The sequence below is a fragment of the Actinoplanes sp. NPDC051411 genome, assembly GCF_040682075.1.
Classification (GTDB): domain Bacteria; phylum Actinomycetota; class Actinomycetes; order Mycobacteriales; family Micromonosporaceae; genus Actinoplanes.
This window is the reverse complement of the sequence record NZ_JBFBAD010000101.1, coordinates 1-18,318: the sequence shown is the minus strand read 5'-3', so window position 1 is coordinate 18,318 and position 18,318 is coordinate 1. Positions and strand designations below refer to the sequence as shown.

The 18,318-nt window shown below is 67.1% G+C and carries 15 protein-coding genes and 1 pseudogene; 9 read left to right on the top strand and 7 right to left on the bottom strand.

Annotated features, from left to right (window positions below):
• Positions 1–221 precede the first annotated feature (221 nt).
• The gene (locus AB0M88_RS38885; protein WP_364110852.1) at positions 222–812 is read right to left on the bottom strand and encodes a hypothetical protein; all 591 of its coding nucleotides are present in this window, start codon (positions 810–812) and stop codon (positions 222–224) included.
• Positions 809–2,281: an MFS transporter gene (locus tag AB0M88_RS38880; RefSeq protein WP_364110872.1), complete on the bottom strand. Its 1,473-nt coding sequence runs from the start codon at positions 2,279–2,281 to the stop codon at positions 809–811. The genes AB0M88_RS38885 and AB0M88_RS38880 overlap by 4 nt, the downstream gene beginning before the upstream one ends.
• A 367-nt stretch (positions 2,282–2,648) precedes the next feature.
• On the opposite strand from AB0M88_RS38880, the gene AB0M88_RS38875 reads away from it, so the two are divergent.
• On the top strand, positions 2,649–3,551 hold the full coding sequence (locus AB0M88_RS38875) for an aminoglycoside phosphotransferase family protein (protein WP_364110851.1): 903 nt from the start codon (positions 2,649–2,651) through the stop codon (positions 3,549–3,551).
• A 52-nt stretch (positions 3,552–3,603) separates the two neighbouring features.
• On the opposite strand, the gene AB0M88_RS38870 is transcribed toward AB0M88_RS38875, so the two are convergent.
• From AB0M88_RS38870 to AB0M88_RS38860, 3 genes are all read right to left on the bottom strand, one after another.
• Complete coding sequence (locus tag AB0M88_RS38870) at positions 3,604–3,816, bottom strand: DNA-binding protein (RefSeq protein ID WP_364110850.1); 213 nt, start codon at positions 3,814–3,816, stop codon at positions 3,604–3,606.
• 637 nt (positions 3,817–4,453) lie between these two features.
• Positions 4,454–5,815, bottom strand: a complete 1,362-nt coding sequence (locus AB0M88_RS38865) for a DNA polymerase IV (RefSeq protein WP_364110849.1) — start codon at positions 5,813–5,815, stop codon at positions 4,454–4,456.
• A 287-nt stretch (positions 5,816–6,102) separates the two neighbouring features.
• Entirely contained in the window at positions 6,103–6,786 is a 684-nt protein-coding gene (locus tag AB0M88_RS38860; protein ID WP_364110848.1) for a TetR/AcrR family transcriptional regulator C-terminal domain-containing protein, read from the bottom strand.
• A 78-nt stretch (positions 6,787–6,864) separates the two neighbouring features.
• Between AB0M88_RS38860 and AB0M88_RS38855 the strand changes: the two genes are divergently transcribed.
• The 7 genes from AB0M88_RS38855 (at position 6,865) to AB0M88_RS38825 (ending at position 15,241) form a co-directional block, all read left to right on the top strand.
• Positions 6,865–7,290: an ester cyclase gene (locus tag AB0M88_RS38855; protein WP_364110847.1), complete on the top strand. Its 426-nt coding sequence runs from the start codon at positions 6,865–6,867 to the stop codon at positions 7,288–7,290.
• An 814-nt stretch (positions 7,291–8,104) separates the two neighbouring features.
• Positions 8,105–9,319, top strand: a complete 1,215-nt coding sequence (locus AB0M88_RS38850) for an ATP-dependent DNA ligase (RefSeq protein ID WP_364110846.1) — start codon at positions 8,105–8,107, stop codon at positions 9,317–9,319.
• A 315-nt stretch (positions 9,320–9,634) separates the two neighbouring features.
• Complete coding sequence (locus tag AB0M88_RS38845; RefSeq protein WP_364110871.1) at positions 9,635–10,807, top strand: tyrosine-type recombinase/integrase; 1,173 nt, start codon at positions 9,635–9,637, stop codon at positions 10,805–10,807.
• A complete protein-coding gene (locus AB0M88_RS38840; protein WP_364110845.1) occupies positions 10,804–13,227 on the top strand; it encodes a site-specific integrase in 2,424 nt (807 codons plus the stop codon). The genes AB0M88_RS38845 and AB0M88_RS38840 overlap by 4 nt, the downstream gene beginning before the upstream one ends.
• Positions 13,224–13,760, top strand: coding sequence for a DUF6262 family protein (locus tag AB0M88_RS38835; RefSeq protein ID WP_364110844.1), 537 nt, complete (start codon positions 13,224–13,226; stop codon positions 13,758–13,760). The genes AB0M88_RS38840 and AB0M88_RS38835 overlap by 4 nt, the downstream gene beginning before the upstream one ends.
• Before the next feature lie 299 nt (positions 13,761–14,059).
• Positions 14,060–14,686, top strand: coding sequence for a hypothetical protein (locus AB0M88_RS38830; protein WP_364110843.1), 627 nt, complete (start codon positions 14,060–14,062; stop codon positions 14,684–14,686).
• Between the two features lie 288 nt (positions 14,687–14,974).
• On the top strand, positions 14,975–15,241 hold the full coding sequence (locus tag AB0M88_RS38825; RefSeq protein WP_364110842.1) for a hypothetical protein: 267 nt from the start codon (positions 14,975–14,977) through the stop codon (positions 15,239–15,241).
• Positions 15,242–15,884: 643 nt separating this feature from the next.
• On the opposite strand, the gene AB0M88_RS38820 is transcribed toward AB0M88_RS38825, so the two are convergent.
• Both AB0M88_RS38820 and AB0M88_RS38815 read right to left on the bottom strand, forming a co-directional pair.
• Entirely contained in the window at positions 15,885–16,343 is a 459-nt protein-coding gene (locus AB0M88_RS38820; RefSeq protein ID WP_364110841.1) for a hypothetical protein, read from the bottom strand.
• Positions 16,344–17,340: 997 nt separating this feature from the next.
• Positions 17,341–17,769, bottom strand: coding sequence for a hypothetical protein (locus AB0M88_RS38815; protein WP_364110840.1), 429 nt, complete (start codon positions 17,767–17,769; stop codon positions 17,341–17,343).
• Between the two features lie 331 nt (positions 17,770–18,100).
• Between AB0M88_RS38815 and AB0M88_RS38810 the strand changes: the two are divergent.
• A pseudogene (locus AB0M88_RS38810) lies at positions 18,101–18,318 on the top strand (hypothetical protein); the annotation flags it as partial.

The window sequence follows — 18,318 nt, the reverse complement described above, 5'->3', positions numbered from 1 at the left end:
CAGATGGATGGGCGCGGCACCGATGATGACTGGGCCTGGACGTGTCCGAGGGGCGCCATCGGAGAGGTGTCGCGGCGCCGGGCACGGGTTGGCTGGAGGTTCCTAAGGCTCCGGCCCGGTCAGGTCGAGGCTCTATCTCATTAGGGCGGCAGGGTGCCGCTGCGAACCGCAACGACTCCCTGCCGTTGGTCTCGATGCTTCAGCTTGGGCTGTAGACCGGCTTAGAAGTCCGACACCCCGGTCGCGCTGGCCGCGTAACCGGGAGTGTTGTAAAGGATCCCGAGCCGCATTCGGAAGTACGTGTAGTCCTTGACGTTCGTGGCCGCGTTCGCCCAGGCGCCGGCCGCGATGTTGGTTTGGTAATTGCAGGTGTTACCGGTCTTCCCGAACATGACGCAGACCCGGATCTTGCCCCCGGTCGTGTTCTTGACGTTGATGTCCCGGCACTGCGTCGTGGTCTTCAGCACCGGCGTGGTCGAGTAGTTCCACTGGCCGGTGGGGTCCTCCGGAAAGGCCAGACCGCCGTAGCCCTCGAAGTGGAACGAGTACGGTGCCGCCCGGCAGCCGGACGCGGCCAGCGTCGAGATGGCGCCCGTACCGGGGGGCGAGTCTGAGTCCGTGGCGGCTTGCGCCGGGGTGGCGCCCATCAGCGGCAGGGCCGCGGCGATGGCGGCGGCGATGATCAGCAGCAGCGGTGTGCCGCGCCGGGTTCGGGCGGTGATCCGGGTGGCATTGTTCTTCTTGTCGCTCGGCGAGGGTCTCGCGGCGGCGGCGATCGTCGCGGTGCCGGTACGGGTGAGCGTGGCGTTCATCGGAAGGCTCCTTCGAGTTCGGCGACCGGCTGGTCGGCGTGGATGGTGATGACCTCCGGCTTGGGGATCTGGCGGGCAGGAGGTGGTGTGTCGTCGCGCCCGGCTAGCGCCAGCGGGCTCCGGCTGGGCGCGTTTGCCGGTCGGTGGTGTCGGCCGCGGCTTTGGTGCACGACCGGGGCGGCGATGACCAGCAGGGTCGCGAGGGCGGGGAGGATGAGCAGGGCGTTGCCGAGGCCGACGTGCATAGCGGCGCCGCCGATGATGGCCGGTCCGGTGACGTAGCCGAGGTAGCCCAGAGCGGCGACGCGTGACAGCGCGGCGCCGGGGCGAGCCGGGTCGAGGCCGCCGGCAGTGGAGTAGAGCAGTGGGACGACAAGGGCCAATCCGGCTCCGAGGCAGGCGAACCCGGCAATGGCGGTCAGCGGGGTCCCGCCGATCAGGCCGAGGGCAAGGCCGCCGCCGCCGATCACACCGCAGCCGCGCAACAGCGCGTTGGGTGCGATGGCAGCGTTCAGACGGTCACCGGTAAGCCGGCCAAGGGTCATGCTCGCGGCGAAGGCGGCATAGGCAGTCGCGGCCATTGTGGGGGTCGCACCGAGGCGGGTGAGGTAGGTGCTGGCCCAGTCGGCTGCGGCGCCTTCGCTGATCAGAGCGCTGAAAGCGAGTAGGCCAAGCAGCAAGATCCGGGTTCGCGGCCGCCGCTGCCCCGGTTCGGTCGGCGATGTCGGCTCCTGGCCGGTGCGGTTTGAAGCAGGGGCTGGGATGAGGCGGTGGATCGCCCATCCGGCCGCCGCGGTGGATATGACGGCGACGGCGGCGAAGGTGTCGGCGACGCTGAAGCCGATACGGGCGCAGGCGGCGGACAGCAGGGCTCCGAGGACGCCGCCGATGCTGAACAGCGCGTGGAACGAGGTCATGATCGGCCGTCCGTACGCGGTCTGGCACGAGACGGCCGCGGCGTTCATGGCGACGTTGAGGGTGCCATGCAGGATGCCGAAAGTGAGAAGGGCGACCGCCAAGGTGGTCCACGTCGGGGCGTGGGCCACGAGCAGGAGCGCACCACCGAGGGCGAGCGAGGGCAGGACCATGACCGTCGTGCTGCCATGCCGGTCGACGAGCCGGCTGGCGGCGCGCATGCCGAGCAGTCCGCCGACCGCGAGCAGGAGCAGGCAGACGCTGAGTTTGCTGTCGGCCATCTTGATGGTGTGTTGGATGGCGGGGATCCGCGCGGTCCAGGTGCCGATGGTCATGCCGGCGATGGCGAACATCAGGCTGATCGCGAGTCGGTAGCGGCGCAGTACATCGGGGACGACGGTGGTCGGGTCGGGCTGGGATCGCAGGGCGATGGTCATGGGAAGGGTCTCCGCAGACGGATTCGGGGGCGGCGCGGCGGCAACGGACAGGCATTGCGTGCGACGTTGGCTCGGGGAGCCGGGTGATGCTGGCGGCATCACCGGCCGTGCGTGCAGTGAGCCGGCCGCGACCGCGCCGACGGGAGCTCGCCGTCTCGTCTGAGCCGGACCGTTGGATACAGCGCGGAGGCGAGATGGGTGCCGGGCCTGGGTGTCGATCGCTTTCCCTGACGACCCTGCCTGCTCGGATCTGCGCGATATAGCTGTCCGTAGCTGTCTTGGGCTGTCCCGCGACGGGTAAGGCCGCTGTCTGCGGCACGGCGGGGCCGTGAACGTGAGGCCGTGCAGCTCCGGTCAGGCGGTCCGAAGCCTCAGAGAGATTCCAAGGGCAGGAAGGTGCCCGGTGCGGGCCCCCTAAGCGGCCACCGTCACTCGGGCGCGCCGGGTACTCGACGAATGCGTGGCCGCCCAGCAGGATGGTCGTGTGCACGAGACGGCCAGTACGCCGCCCCACGCCCACGCCCCCGCCCCCGCCCCCGTCGACGTCGACGTCGACACACTCGATCGTCTTCCCGGATGGCAGCCGGGCGAGCTGCTGCGAGAAACCGATAAAACCGTCACCATCTCCGGGCGCTGGCACGGCCGTGACGTAGTCGCCAAACAGCTGACCAGCTCCGAGCGGCACTGGGTCAAACGCTTCACCCACGAGGTCATCGCCTACCGGGCGTTCGCGGCCACGCCGCCGCCCTGGCCGGTACCGCGACTGCATCATGCTGGCCGCCGCGTGCTGATCATCGAGCGGCTGCCCGGGGCGTCCCCGCACACCGACCGATACCCTCCCCTGCTTGCCGAGCACACCGTGACGGGCATGATCGACGCCCTGACCGGCTTCGCCGCATGGCGGCCTCCTCCAGGACCGCTGAGCACGCCCGCCACCGACTGGCCGGCCCGGATCCGCCGCTACGCCGCAGCTGGCGACCTGCCCGACGACATTCAGCAACCGCTACTGGAAGCGGTCGCGAGCGCCCCGCTGGTGTTCGGACACGGCGATCCGTTGGCCAGCAACGCCTTGGCCAGCGCCGGTCATCCACTGATCTTCATCGACTACGAGTTCGCCGGCATGTATCCGCCCGACGCCGACCTCGCGCTGCTCGGGGTATGGCTGGGCCGCCACGACCCCCACGCCGAGCAGCGATGCGCCCAGCTCGCCGAGGCAGACGGATCGCTGCACCGCTACCGGGCGATGCGGGTCCTCTGGCTCGCCCGCGAGCAACGGCTCTACCAGAGCCTGTTCGACATGGTCGACGACCGCGAGCACCGGCAGTGGCTCGACGACCAGAGCGCCAACGCGATCACCGCACTGCGCCGGCTCACAGGCCGTAGCTAAGGTCGCGCCGATGCCGGACCACACGCTCGCGGCGAGTTCGACGCCGCCGGAGTCACGGTTCGTCGGTAACGGCCTGATCCTGCCGATGCCGTTTCATCCACTCTTCGACATCTTCGGCGTACCAGACTTTGCCTTGAGCCAGATCAGCAGCAGGGCGTGGAAAATCATCACGGCGGGTGATCTGATAGGTCCGCTGACGACTGACCCCGCCGAGTCGGATCCGGATCTCGTGGGCGCCAATCAGTCGAAGCCTCTGACCAGTCATGAGACAATACTAGTCGCTAAGCTAGTAGCTTCCAAGCAAGTCGCTGCGCAGCTCCTCGTGTAGTTTCTCATCGCCGATGACGGATCCTCATGATCTTGGCGGCCGCTTTGGCGGACCCACCAAGATCACGAGAATCGATGGGCGTGGTGGTGGCGGCGCTCCGGTCTGCAGGCGGGGCTAACGCCCGAAGCTTCATTCTGCCGATCGCGTGAGGCCCGTTCATACGTCGAAGGCAGTGCTCTCTCGTCGGGGAAATCAGTATGTCGCCGGATCAGCCGCCGCTACGACCCGCAGGTTGCGGTTACGTGCACGGCCGCCTTCTCGCCTGCCGACGCCCCTTGGGAGCGGTCCGATGGCCGCGGAGGAATCCGCCATGATCGCGAGAGCCGATACCCGCCAGGGTGAGAAATCGTGCGAGCGCCCAGCAGGCTCATACGCGGTCCGCCACTCGACGTGAGAACCTACACTTCGAGGGCCCAGGATCGGCCTCGGGGATTCGTGGGTGAGCCTGTCCGTCAGGGAAAGGTAGTGGGCTGGGCGTTTCCCCCGTGGCGTCCGGCCCCGCCATCGAGTCGTCTCCCTGCGCGATTCACTGCACCACGACGGTCGTTGCTTTGGCATTCGGACGGAGCGCTTTTCAGGCCCAGTTGGGCGGATCGGCGGCCAGCAAATTGGGGTCTTCCGCAGCGAATGTGCGGATCGGGCCCGGTCCGGTGGTGGGTCCTTCGAATCGGACGGTCACCAGGCCGCGGCCGGCGCCCCAGACCCATCCGGGCCCATGGAGGCTGTGGAGGATGTCCTGGCCCGCCCGCCACACGCTGGGCGTGGTTCTTCTTGAGACGGTGTGCTGATCGGGGGTGCTCAGGCCTGGATCTGGTGCCACAGGTCCGCTGGGTCGGTCGGGTTCGATGGCGCCGAACAGATCGTCTTGGACGAAGTCGGCGAGGGCGGTTACACCGACGCCGAGCAGGCGGATGCCGGCTGAGGTGTCGACCTCGGACAGGAGCCGGCGTGCGAGCTGGGCGATCAATTTCGGTTGGTCGGTGGGCTGCGGCCGGGTGGTTGACCGGGTGATGGTGGTGAAGTCGTGGTGGCGGACTTTGATGGTGACCGTGCGCGCGGACAGGCCGCCGTCGCGAAGTCGGCCGCCGACCTTGGTGGCGAGCAGGTCGATTTCGGTACCGAGCCGTGCCCGGTCGGTCAGGTCGACGTCGAAGGTTTCCTCCGCCGACACCGATTTCGCCTCGCGTTCGCTGATTACCGGCCGGTCGTCGTCGGCGCGGGCCAGCCGGTAAAGGCCGCCGCCGTGGGCCTGGCCGAACCAGTCGAGCAGCTGTGGCAGCGGTGTCTGTGCCAGCGCGCCGATGGTGTGGATGCCGGCGCGGCGTAGCCGCTCCGTGGTGGCGGGTCCGACGCCGGGCAGCCGGGTCACCGGCAGTGGGTGCAGCAGCGCCTGTTCGCCTCCGGCGGCGGCGATGGTGAGCCCGTTGGGTTTGTGCAGGTCCGAGCCGATCTTGGCGACGAGTTTGGAGGTGCCAACACCGACCGAGGCCGTTACGCCGCCCGTGGCGGCCGCGATCGACGCCCGGATCTGCTCGGCCAGCACTGTGACACTGGCGGGGGACAGGTCATGGTCGCCGGCGGCGAGGTCGATGTAGGCCTCGTCGATGGAGACCTGCTCGACAAGCGGCGACAGCTCGTGGAGCAGCGCCATCACCACCTCGCTGGTCTTGCGGTACGCGGCGAAGCGCGGGGTGAGGAACGCGGTGCCGGGCGGGCAGCGTCGCCGCGCCTCCGAGGTCGGCATCGCGGAGCGGGCCCCGAACCGGCGTGCCTCGTACGAGGCGGTCGCGACGACCCCGCGGCCGGCGATCCCGCCCACGATGACCGGCTTGCCGCGAAGTGAGGGTTTATCGCGCTTTCTATGGGGATCAGTCCAGCTGTCGCTCCTATCTGAGCAGACCAGGAACTTTTCTTGCGGCGAAGGGGTGGGCGACACCTGTAGCGCACTCTGGCGGAGGATCGCAACTCTGGCCGGGGGTAGCACGCGGCGCACGAGTCCCCGATCAAGTCGGGTAGGCCAAATGTCCAGGCCGTGGGGATGCGAAGCGCGACGGCCGGCGCGAGGAAACGACACCTGCCACTTGCCGTACATAGTTGGTGGGCCTGAGCCGCCGGGACGGATTGCGGCAGATCCGGATGGTTACGACGTTCGGCCAAAGAGAGACATTGACGGTCCTGGAACCCGTTCTTCGCGCCCCAGTCGATCGAGCACCGCCCGATCGGTCAGCCCGCCGGGTCGAAGCCGATCAGGAGTGAGCGGATCGCGTACCGGAAACGCTCGTAGTCGTCGGCGCCGGCGCCGGACCGCGCGGCCTCGAACAGCAGGGGATGCCGTTCGGGGTCGAGGCCGGGCGGCGGCGCCGGTGCGCCGATCGCGGTCTCTGCGGTGGCATGGCCGATCACAAAAACGGTGAGGGCGTTGAGTACGTCGACCGCGCGGGCCAGCGGGAACCCGGCCGCGATGAGCATACCCAGCGTCGACTCGACCGCGTCCAGGGTCGCCGGCGTCACCGCTGGCCGCGCGATCACCGGCAACAGCGCGGGGTGTGCCAGGAGCGCCCGGCGCAGGCTTTCGGCGTAGGCGAAAAGCTGCTCGCGCCACGTGCCCGCCCCGGCCACGGGTTCCGCCGCGCCGGTGAAGAGGCGCTCGCTCAGTCCGTCGACGAGGGCGTCTTTGGTCGGAAAGTAGTGATAGATCGTCATCGCCTCGACGCCGAGCGCCGCGCCGAGGCGGCGCATCGTGAGCGCACCAAGACCGCCCTGGTCGCGGGCCCCCGCACTTGGGGCTGCCCCGCTGGCGGCACTTTCCCCGCCGAACCTCCCGCCGTCGACGATCTTGAGGGCGGCGTCGAGGATCTGCTCGCGCGTGAGGCCGGCGCGGACGCCGGGTGTGCGCTTGGCGATCATTCGTCGACCTCCTTGCTCATTCTTACGGCGTAAGACTACGGTGGCAGACAAGACTTACGTTGTAAGAATGGAGGTTCGATGCCGACGACGAGCACCGCGGTGGTCGAGGGCTTCTTCAAAGCGCTGAACGAGCGGCGATACGAGGACTGGGGCGAGTATCTGGCCGCCGACGTGATCGATCACAACAAGGTGATCCATGGCGAGGCCGACGAGCCGGGCGCGGCCCTCGAGGGCTTCCGGCAGCAGCTGGCCGCCTTCGGCGAGGGCACGATGCAACCGCAGGAGCTGATCTCGGAGGGACCCAAGGTTGTGGCCCGGTTGCTGGTCCGCGGCCGGCACACCGGCTATCACCCGCGGATGCCGGAGCCGACCGGCCGCAGCTGCGAAGTCGAGCAGATCTGGATCTTCACGGTCCGCGATCAGCGAATCGCCGAGATCCGGGCCGTATCCGACCGCCTGGGCATGTTCATGCAGCTGGGCTGGGATTGGCCAACCATAGACTGAGCTGCCCCTATAGATCTCCGCCTGTGGCTTACCCAGCGCGAGCTGGGCGCGGAACACGACGCTGAAATAGCCGCCAGCATCAACTTCTCCCAGCGGTCACCAGTGTGGAACCGCGACCCGTAGATCTCGGATGACCAACGTCCGATCATCGGCAAATCCGGATGCCGCCGGGGATCGGCGCACGTCACCTTGTGTAGTCAATGATCTCCGTGTGCTGGCGGCGGCTCGGCCGCGGCTCGCCGCTGGGCTTGCGGACATCGATGAATGCCGTGTAGTCCGTGGCGTACGCGGCTCTGCAACTCGTATGCCGACCGGGGGCGGCCCATCGCCCTTCGAAGCCCGGACGGCCCGAAACCTTGAACAGAAGCACTTGACAGGGAACTGGAAACACGTGACGGGCGATGGCGCATCAAGGCGATACGCCGAGGGCACGATCAGTTCTTCCGTGTTGTGAACGGAGATAACGTCATCGACGGGCTGGACATCGCGATGGTGGAGGAGCTTCTCGAGCAGGCCGACGTCAGCATGGCGGCTTTGGTCCCGGTGGACGCTTCCGACCGCCGAGCCGGTGAGCCTGGCGCCGCGTAGACAGCCCGCTCTGCTTGGGTTTGAGGAGCGAGCTGCCGGTCAGGTGGGTGCGGATGGTTATCCAGTTACGCCGCATTGCTTCCGACCTTCGCGACCGGCGCTCGCTCGACACATTCAGCGTGACCTGCGCTTTTACGATCAGCAAGGTTGAAGATCGAATTACAGACCAGTAATTCCCCGCCTCTGTGCGAGGCTCGGCGCGACGGCGCAGCATGTTTGTCCTCCGATGGGCGCTCCCGGGCTCGATCACCGGGCTTGCGCCCGTGTGGGCAGCTTCCCAGGCTCTGCAAGAAATGGCGTTTTCCCAGTTCAGCGCGACGACCGCCCGGCTAGCGTCGAGTGTCCGACCGTCGAGGGGACCCCGATGCTGCACTGGCCTGTCACACCGGTCAGCGCTGTACCGACCCGCTCGTTGCCCGAGTCCTCGACATCGCCAACAGCGTTTGAGATGAAGTGGGACGGGTTCCGAGCGATCATCTGGCGCACCGAGGACGGGATACGGGTGCAGTCCCGTCACGGTGTTGACCTCACCGGATACGTCCCTGACTTGATAAAGCCCTTGACCGCCGTGCTGCCGCCACGGACCGTCGTCGACGGAGAAATCATCGTCTGGGACACCGAGCGCGGGCGGTGCGACTTCTCCCGCCTGCAACGCCGCTTGGCCGCAGGCCGGGCCCTGGACCGGCACATCCGTCGCCACCCCGCCCACTACGTCGCGTTCGACCTGCTGCGCGACGGCCGCGCGAGGGAACTCATCGACCTGCCGCTGGCACAACGTCGCGGCAAGCTCGAACGCCTGCTCACCGCGGCCCCGGCCCAGGTCGCCGTATGCCCGCAGACCGCATCCCTCGAGGTGGCGCGGCAATGGATGTCGCAGACCGCGGTTGCCGGCATCGAAGGCGTGGTCGCGAAACCCCTTCACGGCCGCTACCGCCCCGGCCGAGCAGGCTGGACGAAGACCCGAACCCACACAAGCGCTGAGTACATCATCGGCGGCCTCACCGGAACGCTCGCTCGGCCGACCTCGTTTCTGCTCGGCCTCCTCGATCTCCGCGGCCGGCTGCGCTACGTCGGCCAAACCCACCCGCTCACCGCCGGTCATCGCCAGGAGCTCGCCGACGTGCTACGCGGGATGACCTTCCGTGGTGAAGGCTCCGGCCATCCATGGCCGTGCCCGTTGCCTTCCAACTGGTCAGCCGGCATGCCGGACGCGCTGGAACTCGGTTATGTCCCGGTCGAACCGGTCGTCGTGGCCGAGGTGCAGGTCGACACGGCCCTCGACGGCGCGTGGGGCAAGATCCGGCATCGCTGCCGCTACGTCCGCGCCCGCCTCGACCTGCGCCCCGGCGACCTGCCGACCATCGGCTCCGCCGACGACTCGGCCAGGCCAGCACCCGCGGATCCACTCCTGTTGGCTGCAGAAGTCTCGCCTCTTAGGTAATCATCGCGGTGTCGCCCGACCGGTGACGCGGGTCCAAGTCCGGCCGGCATACCGGTACACCGGCGGTCCGTCGCGGACACTGGAGAGGGACGGCAGATGTTGCCCGTCAGCGGAGGTGAGCGTGAGGCAGCAAGCGAGTCTCGCGCATGTCGATCTCGACGCCATGTTCGCCGCCGTCGAGCAGCGCGTTTCGTGGGGCGACTGGCCCTGTCGCTTACTGTCGCCCTCGTAGTATTGCCACGAAGTTGGCGACAATTTCCGTACCCCTGCCGCCCACGGTGGTGCACTGCCCTCGTAGCGTCCGGGCCCGTGACCATGATCTTGGGTGTGGGTGGCTGGCGATCGTTCCCTGTGCAGCTCGCTGACGGTAGTCGGTACTGGACCGTGATCGATAGCGAGTACCGCACTGTCCCGGCGGTGGACGAGTTCATGCAGCATCTGTACTTCGGGCGGGGGCTCGCCGAGAACACGACTGCCGCGTATGCCGGTTCCCTCGTCCTGTTCTTCACTTGGCTGGCCCGCTCCGGCTGCGACTTGGAAACCGCTCCGGGGCGGTTCGGGCGCTTCATGACCTTCCTGAAGCATTACGACAAGCGGGCCCCGAACCGGCCCCTGGGGCCGGGCCTGGCTCCCCTGCGCGGGGGCCGGCGGGGCAACTCGGTGCTCGCGGCGGTCCGAGAGTTCTACAAATTTCTCGTCGATCAGCAGATGGTGTCCGCCGACGCGATCAATGCTCTCTATCGGCTCGGACCGTTGTCTGAGTCCCAGCGTCGCCACAACGAGCGGACGCCCCGGGAACCCGTGGCGTTGCCCCGCCACATTTTCCCGGTCGAGGACTCGACCGTGGACAACGCGACGCCGGATGAGATCAGCGGCCTGCTCGAGGCGGTCTCGACGCAGCGCGATGTGTTCATCATCGTGCTGCTGTCTCTGGCCGGGCTCCGCCGCGGTGAGGCCGTGGGGTTGCGGGTCGAGGACCTGCACTTCATGGACGACTCGAGCCGGCTGGGTTGCCACACGGTCGGCCCCCACCTGCATGTTCTCAAACGGCGGAATCTGAACCGGGCCAGCGCCAAGAGCGGGGGCCGGGTCGTGCCGGCGCATCCGCTCGTCGTCTACGCCTACGACGACTACTGGCTCGCCCGCGCGCAGGTCCCCGCGGCCCGGGACAGCGACTACGTGCTGGTCAACCTCTACCGAGAGCCCCTCGGCCGGCCGATGTCTCTCAAGTCGATCAACGACCTTGTCGCCCGGCTCGCCAAGCGCGCCGGCCTGGAACGTCATATTGCACCGCATATGCTGCGCCACGCCTTCGGAACCCAGGTCATGGAGGCCTCGGGCGCGATCGACGTCGTCCAGAAACTGCTGGGACATCTGAAGATCAGCAGTACCCAGGTCTACATCCACCCCAGCAGCGAACGCCAGCGAGCCGCCGTCAACGCGATCGCCTTCCCCGCCCGCCGCCGCTCTCGGGGGGTCACGGCATGAGGGCGCTCACCGTCCTCACAGCGCCGGAGGGCCCACGGTTCACCTCGCCGTTCGAACCGCTGCTCGACCACAGCTTCTTGGCCGGCCTGGGCTGGGACCCGGTTCTGCAGGTCCTCGCCCCGCGGGAGGGCCATCCGTGTCTGCCCTGGGCGGCTTGCCGGAAGAGCGGGTGTGAGAACCGTGCGAACTTCGGCAACGGCCTCTGTCGGCCTTGCCACCTGAAGCGGCCGGCCGACGCAGCCGACCTTGCGGCGTGGCTCGAGGAAGAGAAGTTGTGGACTGACCGTCGCGGCATCGAGCGGCCGTGCGCTGTCGCCGAGTGCGCTCGGCCCCGGGGCCGAGCGAACGGCCTCTGCGAGTCACACAACCAGCTCAGGGAACAACGCGGCCTCGCGTTGGAGCTGTTCCTTCTCGACCCCCGGACCAAACCGCTGCCGAGTCTCGGCCGGTGTCGGGTGAACTCCTGCAACCGAAGAGCCGTGAGCGTGTCACGCCGGCTCTGCACACCCCACGCACGCCAGATCCGCGAAGCGCTACACGCCGACCCGGATCTGGAGGAGAAGGAGTGGCTCAGAATGGCACCGCCGATCGCCGTCTCGACGACGGCCGCGCTGACCGGCCTTCCCAGGCTGGTCCAGATCGAGCTGCTCTACGCCCTGCAGGAACGGTCCAAGCGCGGCACCAAAACCCCGCTGCACACCCTGCGCAAAGTCCTCACCGTGGTGCGCGAGTCGAAAACGACATCGCTGCTCGACCTCGAGGTTCCACCGACTCGCGGCAACGCGAACTACCACAAGACCGTTCTCGCTGAAATGCGCTCCACGCTGGCCATGGCGCTAACAACTCCTGCTGAGGAGGTGAAGAAAGATCACTGGAATCTGCGGGTCCTCGGCTATCACGGAACCATCGATTTCCGGCCCATCACCCAACAGTGGCTCAGGGAAGGGGCCAAGCACTGGGCCGAAGAGGAACTGCCGCGCCGCCGTGGAAGCGCCATCGGGATGGTAGTTCGTTCCTTCGTCAACCACTTCGCGATGCTCAGCGAGAGCCTGCGCTTGCATCGCGACGACGGCGGCCAGGATCTGCGCCTGCTCAGTCGCCGCGACATCGTCCAGCTCACCACCTGGATGGGCCGGCTCGAACAGGTCGGTGACATCTCTGCTCGCACCCGGTGGCTGAAATTGGCCCAGCTTAAGAGGGTCCTCGTGGACTGCCGGGACTACGGTCTCACCCGACCGGGCCAACCACTCGCGGGTCTGGCCGACGACTTCTCGCTGCGCCGCACCGACGTTCCCAGACCGCCGGAGGATGACGACATCGGCCGCGCCTTACCCGAACAGGTCATGGTCATCCTGCTGCAGCGACTTCCGGATCTCGAACGGGCGTCCAAGACCCGATCTGCCCGAGCGGCCGTCGAACTGATGATGCGGACCGGCCGACGGCCTGACGAAATCTGCGCCCTTTCACTGGAAGGAGCCATCCAATCCGACCCCGACGGGGGCTTCAGCCTGATCTACACCGACTTCAAGAACAACCGCCTCCATCAGCGGCTGAACATCCGTTCCGAAGACGTCGCCGTCATCCGCGAGCAGCAGGTGTGGGTACGCCAGCAATGGCCGGGCGCCGACCCGAAGAGCCTGCCACTGTTTCCACGCCACTTCAGGAACGGCTTCGGAATGGAGCGGATCAACGACAAGACGCTCTACGAGCGGCATCGCGAATGGATCCAGGCCATGGACCCGATCATGCTGGACGGCGACATCGAGTTCGACAAGGACAACATCTTCCCCTACGCCTACCGGCATACCTATGCACAACGGCACGCGGACCAAGGCACGCCCGTCGACGTGCTCTGCCAGCTCATGGGCCACAGAAGCATGGAAGCCACCCAGACCTACTACCGCGTCAACGAGAAACGCACCCGTGATGCCGTCAGCAGCCTGCTGCCCTTCCAGGTCAACGTTCGCGGGCAACGAACTTGGACTGGCACTACCTGCGACGACAGCAGCGCCAACCGGTACGCCATCGGAGCCGTGACGACCCCGCTCGGCGGCTGCCATGAGCCGAGCAATATGCAAGCAGGAGGCCGGGCCTGCCCGTTTCGCATGCGCTGTCTCGGCTGCGGGCACTTCCGCACCGACCCCAGTTACCTGCCCGAACTGCGCGGACATCTCGACGGGCTGCTCCGTGACCGCGAACGTATCCTCGCCGCGTCGGAACTCGCCGACTGGGCCAGGACCGACACCCAGTATCTTGACGGCGAGATCGAAGCCAGCCGCCGGCTGATCCGGGAGCAGGACAGCAAGTTGGACGCGATGGACGCCGAGACAAGGACGGCCGTAGTCGAAGCCTCGAAGGTCGTCAGGAAACAACGTCAACTGGTCCAGCTCGGTCTGCCGCAACCAAGGCGGAACCCATGAGCGCCGAACACCTGGCCCGGGCACGACGCGATGACAGCCAACGGCGCAGAACCCGCGTCGAACAGGCGCTCGGCCGTCTGCAAGCGGCCGGTCAGGACATCAACGTCTCCGCCGTCACCGCCGTTGCGGGCGTGCACCGCAGCTTCCTCTACCGCCCACAGCACAAAGACCTCTTAGCGGCAGTTCTGCGAGCCGCCGCTGCGCCAACCGCCGTCCCGTCCCGCGGCCGACTCACCGACCCCGGACTCCGCGCAGAGAACGCCAACCTGCTCAGCCAGAACCAAAGGCTAAAGACGCAGGTGAACCGACTCGAAGCGCGGCTATCCGAGGTATTGGGCTCCGCCGTCTTGTCGATCGCCGGGCTGCCATCCGGCGAGACCGCCGAGCAACTGCACCAGCGGGCCGAGGCGGCGGAGGACCAAGTTCGCGAACTTCGCCGGCAACTGGCGGAGCGGGGCGACGAACTCTACGCCGCCCGAGTAGCCAACCGCGAGTTTATGCAGGCTCTCAACCGACGCGACGATGAGCCATAATCTCAAACACTTCCGCACACGCCTTGACCTGGCCCGCGCACTGGATGACCAGAGCATCTACACCGGCTGACTTTGCAAGGCTGACCCGCATCCGGATCTGGCCGAGTTGAGTGCACGTGAGATCTTGTCAAGAACAGAGCGCCGGACATGCTCTTTATTGGAGCGGTCGCCATCGCATATGGCGGTAGGCCTTCACGGCCGACAACCAGGGCGATCGGGTACGGAGGCACCTTCGTTGTGACGGCCGCCAGGCGTCGACTTAAACCAACCGACGTGCGTTGACACGTCACACTGTGCACGTGTCTGATTGGATCTCGTCAGTAAGCACGGCGGTCGTGGCGGTCGCCGGCATCGCGGCTACATACCTCACCTCGGCCAAGGGCCGAGATCAGGCGGAGCGGCTCGCGCGTGACAAGACCGAGCATGACCGACAGCTTGTTGAGGATGAACGCAACCAGCAGCGGCGATCTGAGGCTTATGTCGAGTTACTTACCTACGTGGAGCTCGTCGGCACTGCGATTAGACGCATCGTCCCCGGCGCCTCGGTGTCCGACCTCGGGAACCTAGAGCCCGCTGACGAATCAGTCGCACGCGCGCAGGCTCTGCTCGGAGCTTACGGATCCGCGGCATCCATCGCTTACTTTGAAGTCTGGCAGCAGACCACCCCGCCGATCGTGTCCGAGCTCCTCTACCTATCAGCGAAGGGTCAGTCGGAGTCTCAAGAGCAGGGCACGTTGGTCCTGAGCACGTCTCGCGATGACGGTGTCACCGCGGCGTGGAGGAAGATGCAGGAAGTCAAGCAACGAGAAGAGCAGGCTCGGCGCGAGCTAGCCGACCAGCTGTCGGCCGAGCTTCTTGGCACCCGCAGATTCAACGTCAAAGTCGAGGAGAGATTCACGATCGGCGCTCAGTCGCAGCCGGAATAGCAAACGTCGGGCGATCGTGGTCAGATCGAACCGGCCCAATCCGCATTTACATTGCAACGCGGACGGTCAAGTACGCGCAGGAGCTACTCCCGGATGGCTTGTTCTTCGTACATCGGGGGCGATCGCAAGCACACTCTCGTGCCGTCGACCGTGCGCTGTAGCCGGCCGCGAGGTGCCACGCGGGGTCGCACGGGAGCGTCGCTGGGGCATCCGGCGCTGGGGCTGGCGACGCCCTGAGCCGATGTCACACCGGGGCGACGGCCCGCAGGCGCAGGACGGGCGACCCGGGTGAACCCCTCCGATCGGCAGATCGAGCACCTGCGGGTGAGTCAAAGCGTCTTCGGCGGTGACCGGTTCTGGGCGGCCCTGGATCGTCTTGCGCAGCGCCTGGGCCATGACGAGCACCAGCGGTTCCTGCGCGGCGTGCCGGAACCCGCCAATTGGTACGAATTTCACTGTGGGTCCTGCGAGCAGGTAATCGCCGCCATGGCGGTGCACCGCGACGACGACAAGCCAGGGCGGCCGGCGGCCCCTGTCGCTTCACGGGGCCGATGAGCTTCGTGCCCGGCTGGGCGCATCACCCCGCGGCGTCCCGGAACTACTGCCATGTGATTCCCTCGGAGCCCTTGCCAGCCCCTCTGACCTGCGGCAACGCTGGATTTGTTGGGTGCCAGCGTGGATGGCCCGACGAGCTGATGCAGCTCTGACGAACCCGCTCTGACGAAGCAATGCGCCTCTGCTTGAGCATGCGCACCGGCGCGGCGCCCTAGACGGGGAAGGGCCTCAACGCTGCCACCGCTGAGGCCCTCCACCCGCGGACCACTCGCGGTCACCCGCTCCTCCAGGTACGCGGTGGGTGGGGTGGTGGGTTAACCGCGGGCGGTCTGGGGATTGACCGGCCGGGCGCACTGGGCGGGGCAGGCGGGTCTAGGGGCCCGGCCAACCCGGGCTACGCCGGGCGGCAGCCGTCGCCTGGGGAGAACCAAACGAAGTAGAGGCCGCCGTCCGGCTCCGATAAGTGTAGGTTCCATGATCAGGTGCCTCGGCCGTCCTGGGCTCCGGGGATGCGTCGAGTACGTCGGTGACATCCGCTTGCGCCGTGTGGCCACACCAACGCGCGGAAGTGCGCGGATCTGCCGAGAACAGTGCGCGAGTGTTCAGTTTTCCCGGCGTAGTGGTCTGCCTACGAAGACGCCAGCTACACGCCGCCGAGAAGGTGCCGGAGTTTGGGTTCCGCCTCACGCCACGCACTGATTACTTCTTCACGTCGCACGATTAGGCGCATTCTCCTGCCTGGTAGCGGTGCCCATGGTGGCGGTTCAGCCCACTGCCGTTCTGGGCGCGTGGTGAACGCGAAGGCCATGTCTTCCTCGGTCGCTTCGAGCGTGATGATCAGGTGGTCAAAGGTGTCGCCGAGGATCAAGGGCTCCGGCCGGTGTGTGCCGAGCCGTTCGGCGACGTCACACAACGCGTGCAAATTCCGAACGTGTGGATAGAGGGCGGTAGTAGTGGCATCACCGAGCGCATTGCCCCGAACGTAGAGCTGGAAAATCCCAAAGCGGCCGTCGTTGCTGGTCGGCGTGTACTCCACTCTGAACTCGGCGATGTCACCGCCGCCAACCGTCGCGTCCCGCCGTACCGCACGGTGCCAGATCAAGGGCCACGGCAAGCTGGTACGACGGGACACCGAGGGTCGATCACCCGCCAGGTTCCCGGGATACGCTGCGGGGTCCCAGCAGTGGACTCCACAGTGCGGACAGTGCGGCGAAACCCGAGTGTTCCCACACGCCGGACAGCGGTCAGCCGGGACGGTGCCTGATGAGTATGCGGTGATCAGTCGCGCTACCACCGTCGCCAGGGGCTCCGTCGGATGTAGCTCCGGATCCGGGCAGAAAGCCAGCCCCTGCAGCCACGCATGCCACGCCTCGTCGCGCCTTGGCCGGCGGTGGCCCGACTCCTTCTCCTGCCGACGTCGCAGGGTGAACGCCTGCATCTCGGCGAGCCAGAGCCGCCGAGCATCCTCCAACTCCCCGACGGCGCGCGGAAGCGAGTCGGGATCTTCTGCCAACCGCACGGGCACGCCCGCTTGGAGGACCACGTGGTGCCAGGTGGCACGAAATCCGTACGGGGCGAAATGCAAGACGCACTCACGTAACGCGAACAGTCGGCGGCGCAGCGGCAAGCTGACGTTCCGAACCCGGGCGGCCTGGGCCGGAAAGCTACTCACTTCAAAAGCTTAGGATCTCCACCCGCAGGAGGACAGCCTATTACCAACGCTCTCATTCTCGTGGGCGGGAACTTTCGTATCGAACTTTCGCCGAAGACGACCTCTATGCCGCCGAACGGGCACGGCAACTCGCCATCGATCATCACGCTCCGCTCGGCCTGGCCCACGGGCCGGTGCGGGCTCGTTCCGAAAAAGTGCGCTCAGATCTGATCGAGTTCAATCGTGAGGTGTCGAGGGCCGGTACCGGTACGCCGGTCAGCGTCCATGCCCAGCCGGGAAGGGCGAGAGCCTCGGCGAAGAAGTCGTCCAGAGGCATGCCGAAGGACCATCGGACCTTGGACTCGAGCGGTTCGGTTTCCGCGCTGGGAGTCCAGTGGAGCGTGCAGCGCAGTTGCCACATCACGTCATGGTCGTCGGCTTCGATGAACTACCTGGTGAGATCGGCATAGAACTGACGCACGCCATCGAAGTCGAACGTTCCAGTCTGGGCGAGAACCCCGTCGCCGTCCTCCTCGGGCGACACGGCGTCATCGACCGGGACGGTGGCGAATTGCCGGAAGACCTCGACCGTCGTCAGCACGTCGGCGGCGGAGACCTGGCCGTGGCGTACTCCGGCAAGGTCAAGCATCGACGTCAGCAGCGACTTCGTCTCGCTGATCAACACGATCACATCATCCCGCGTCGTTGCCTCATCGCCGCGCTGAGCACAGCAGTCCACACGAAGATCACATGCACGCTTCTGCCGCCGACCGGGCGCGCAGGCGATGACGGTGGTTAGGCGGCGCGGTCGCCTCTCGCCCAGAGCGATCTGGAAGCGATGATTGGGTGCTCCGCTGACCGGGAAGGCGACGATCACATCGGGTTCCCGCCGTCGGCTACCGCGCTCGGCACGACCGGCGCACCGAGTGGCGGGTCGACCCGGTAGCCTCTCGCCCGCACCGGGGGGCCAGCGGCATCCGGTCGCCCGCTGCCGCGCCCGCGACGCGATCCGCGGGTTCGGCTCGACCGCGGGACGTCGGCCCACCTGGCGACCAAACCGTGCGCCACCGGTCGGGGACATCGGAACCCCGCCACCCATCGCGGGAGAAACCGAAACCTGACCTAAGCGGACCTCTTCGGTGGCGACGCCCTTGTACGCTGCCGCGCGAAGATCAGGCACGCTTCGACGCAACGGGGAGAGAAGTCACATGCGATGGAAGATGCCGGCCGGCGTGATGCTGGCCGTCGCCCTGCTGATCCCGGCCGCGCCGGCGATGGCGCAGAGTCAAACGACGAAGACCGCCGCGGCGACCTGCCAGACCGTTACCTATGTGGACATCCGTACGCTGGTCCCGGCCGACCTCGACGCCGCGACCGACACTCAGGTGCGGATCGCGGGCACGCAGATCCTCAGCGCGGCGACTAC

Excerpts from the sequence above, each read along its gene's own strand:
- AB0M88_RS38885 (WP_364110852.1), bottom strand. The coding sequence starts at position 812 with ATGAACGCCACGCTCACCCGTACCGGCACCGCGACGATCGCCGCCGCC.
- AB0M88_RS38870 (WP_364110850.1), bottom strand. The coding sequence starts at position 3,816 with ATGACTGGTCAGAGGCTTCGACTGATTGGCGCCCACGAGATCCGGATC.
- AB0M88_RS38860 (WP_364110848.1), bottom strand. The coding sequence starts at position 6,786 with ATGATCGCCAAGCGCACACCCGGCGTCCGCGCCGGCCTCACGCGCGAG.
- AB0M88_RS38855 (WP_364110847.1), top strand. The coding sequence starts at position 6,865 with ATGCCGACGACGAGCACCGCGGTGGTCGAGGGCTTCTTCAAAGCGCTG.
- AB0M88_RS38850 (WP_364110846.1), top strand. The coding sequence starts at position 8,105 with ATGGGCGCTCCCGGGCTCGATCACCGGGCTTGCGCCCGTGTGGGCAGC.
- AB0M88_RS38845 (WP_364110871.1), top strand. The coding sequence starts at position 9,635 with ATGATCTTGGGTGTGGGTGGCTGGCGATCGTTCCCTGTGCAGCTCGCT.
- AB0M88_RS38840 (WP_364110845.1), top strand. The coding sequence starts at position 10,804 with ATGAGGGCGCTCACCGTCCTCACAGCGCCGGAGGGCCCACGGTTCACC.
- AB0M88_RS38835 (WP_364110844.1), top strand. The coding sequence starts at position 13,224 with ATGAGCGCCGAACACCTGGCCCGGGCACGACGCGATGACAGCCAACGG.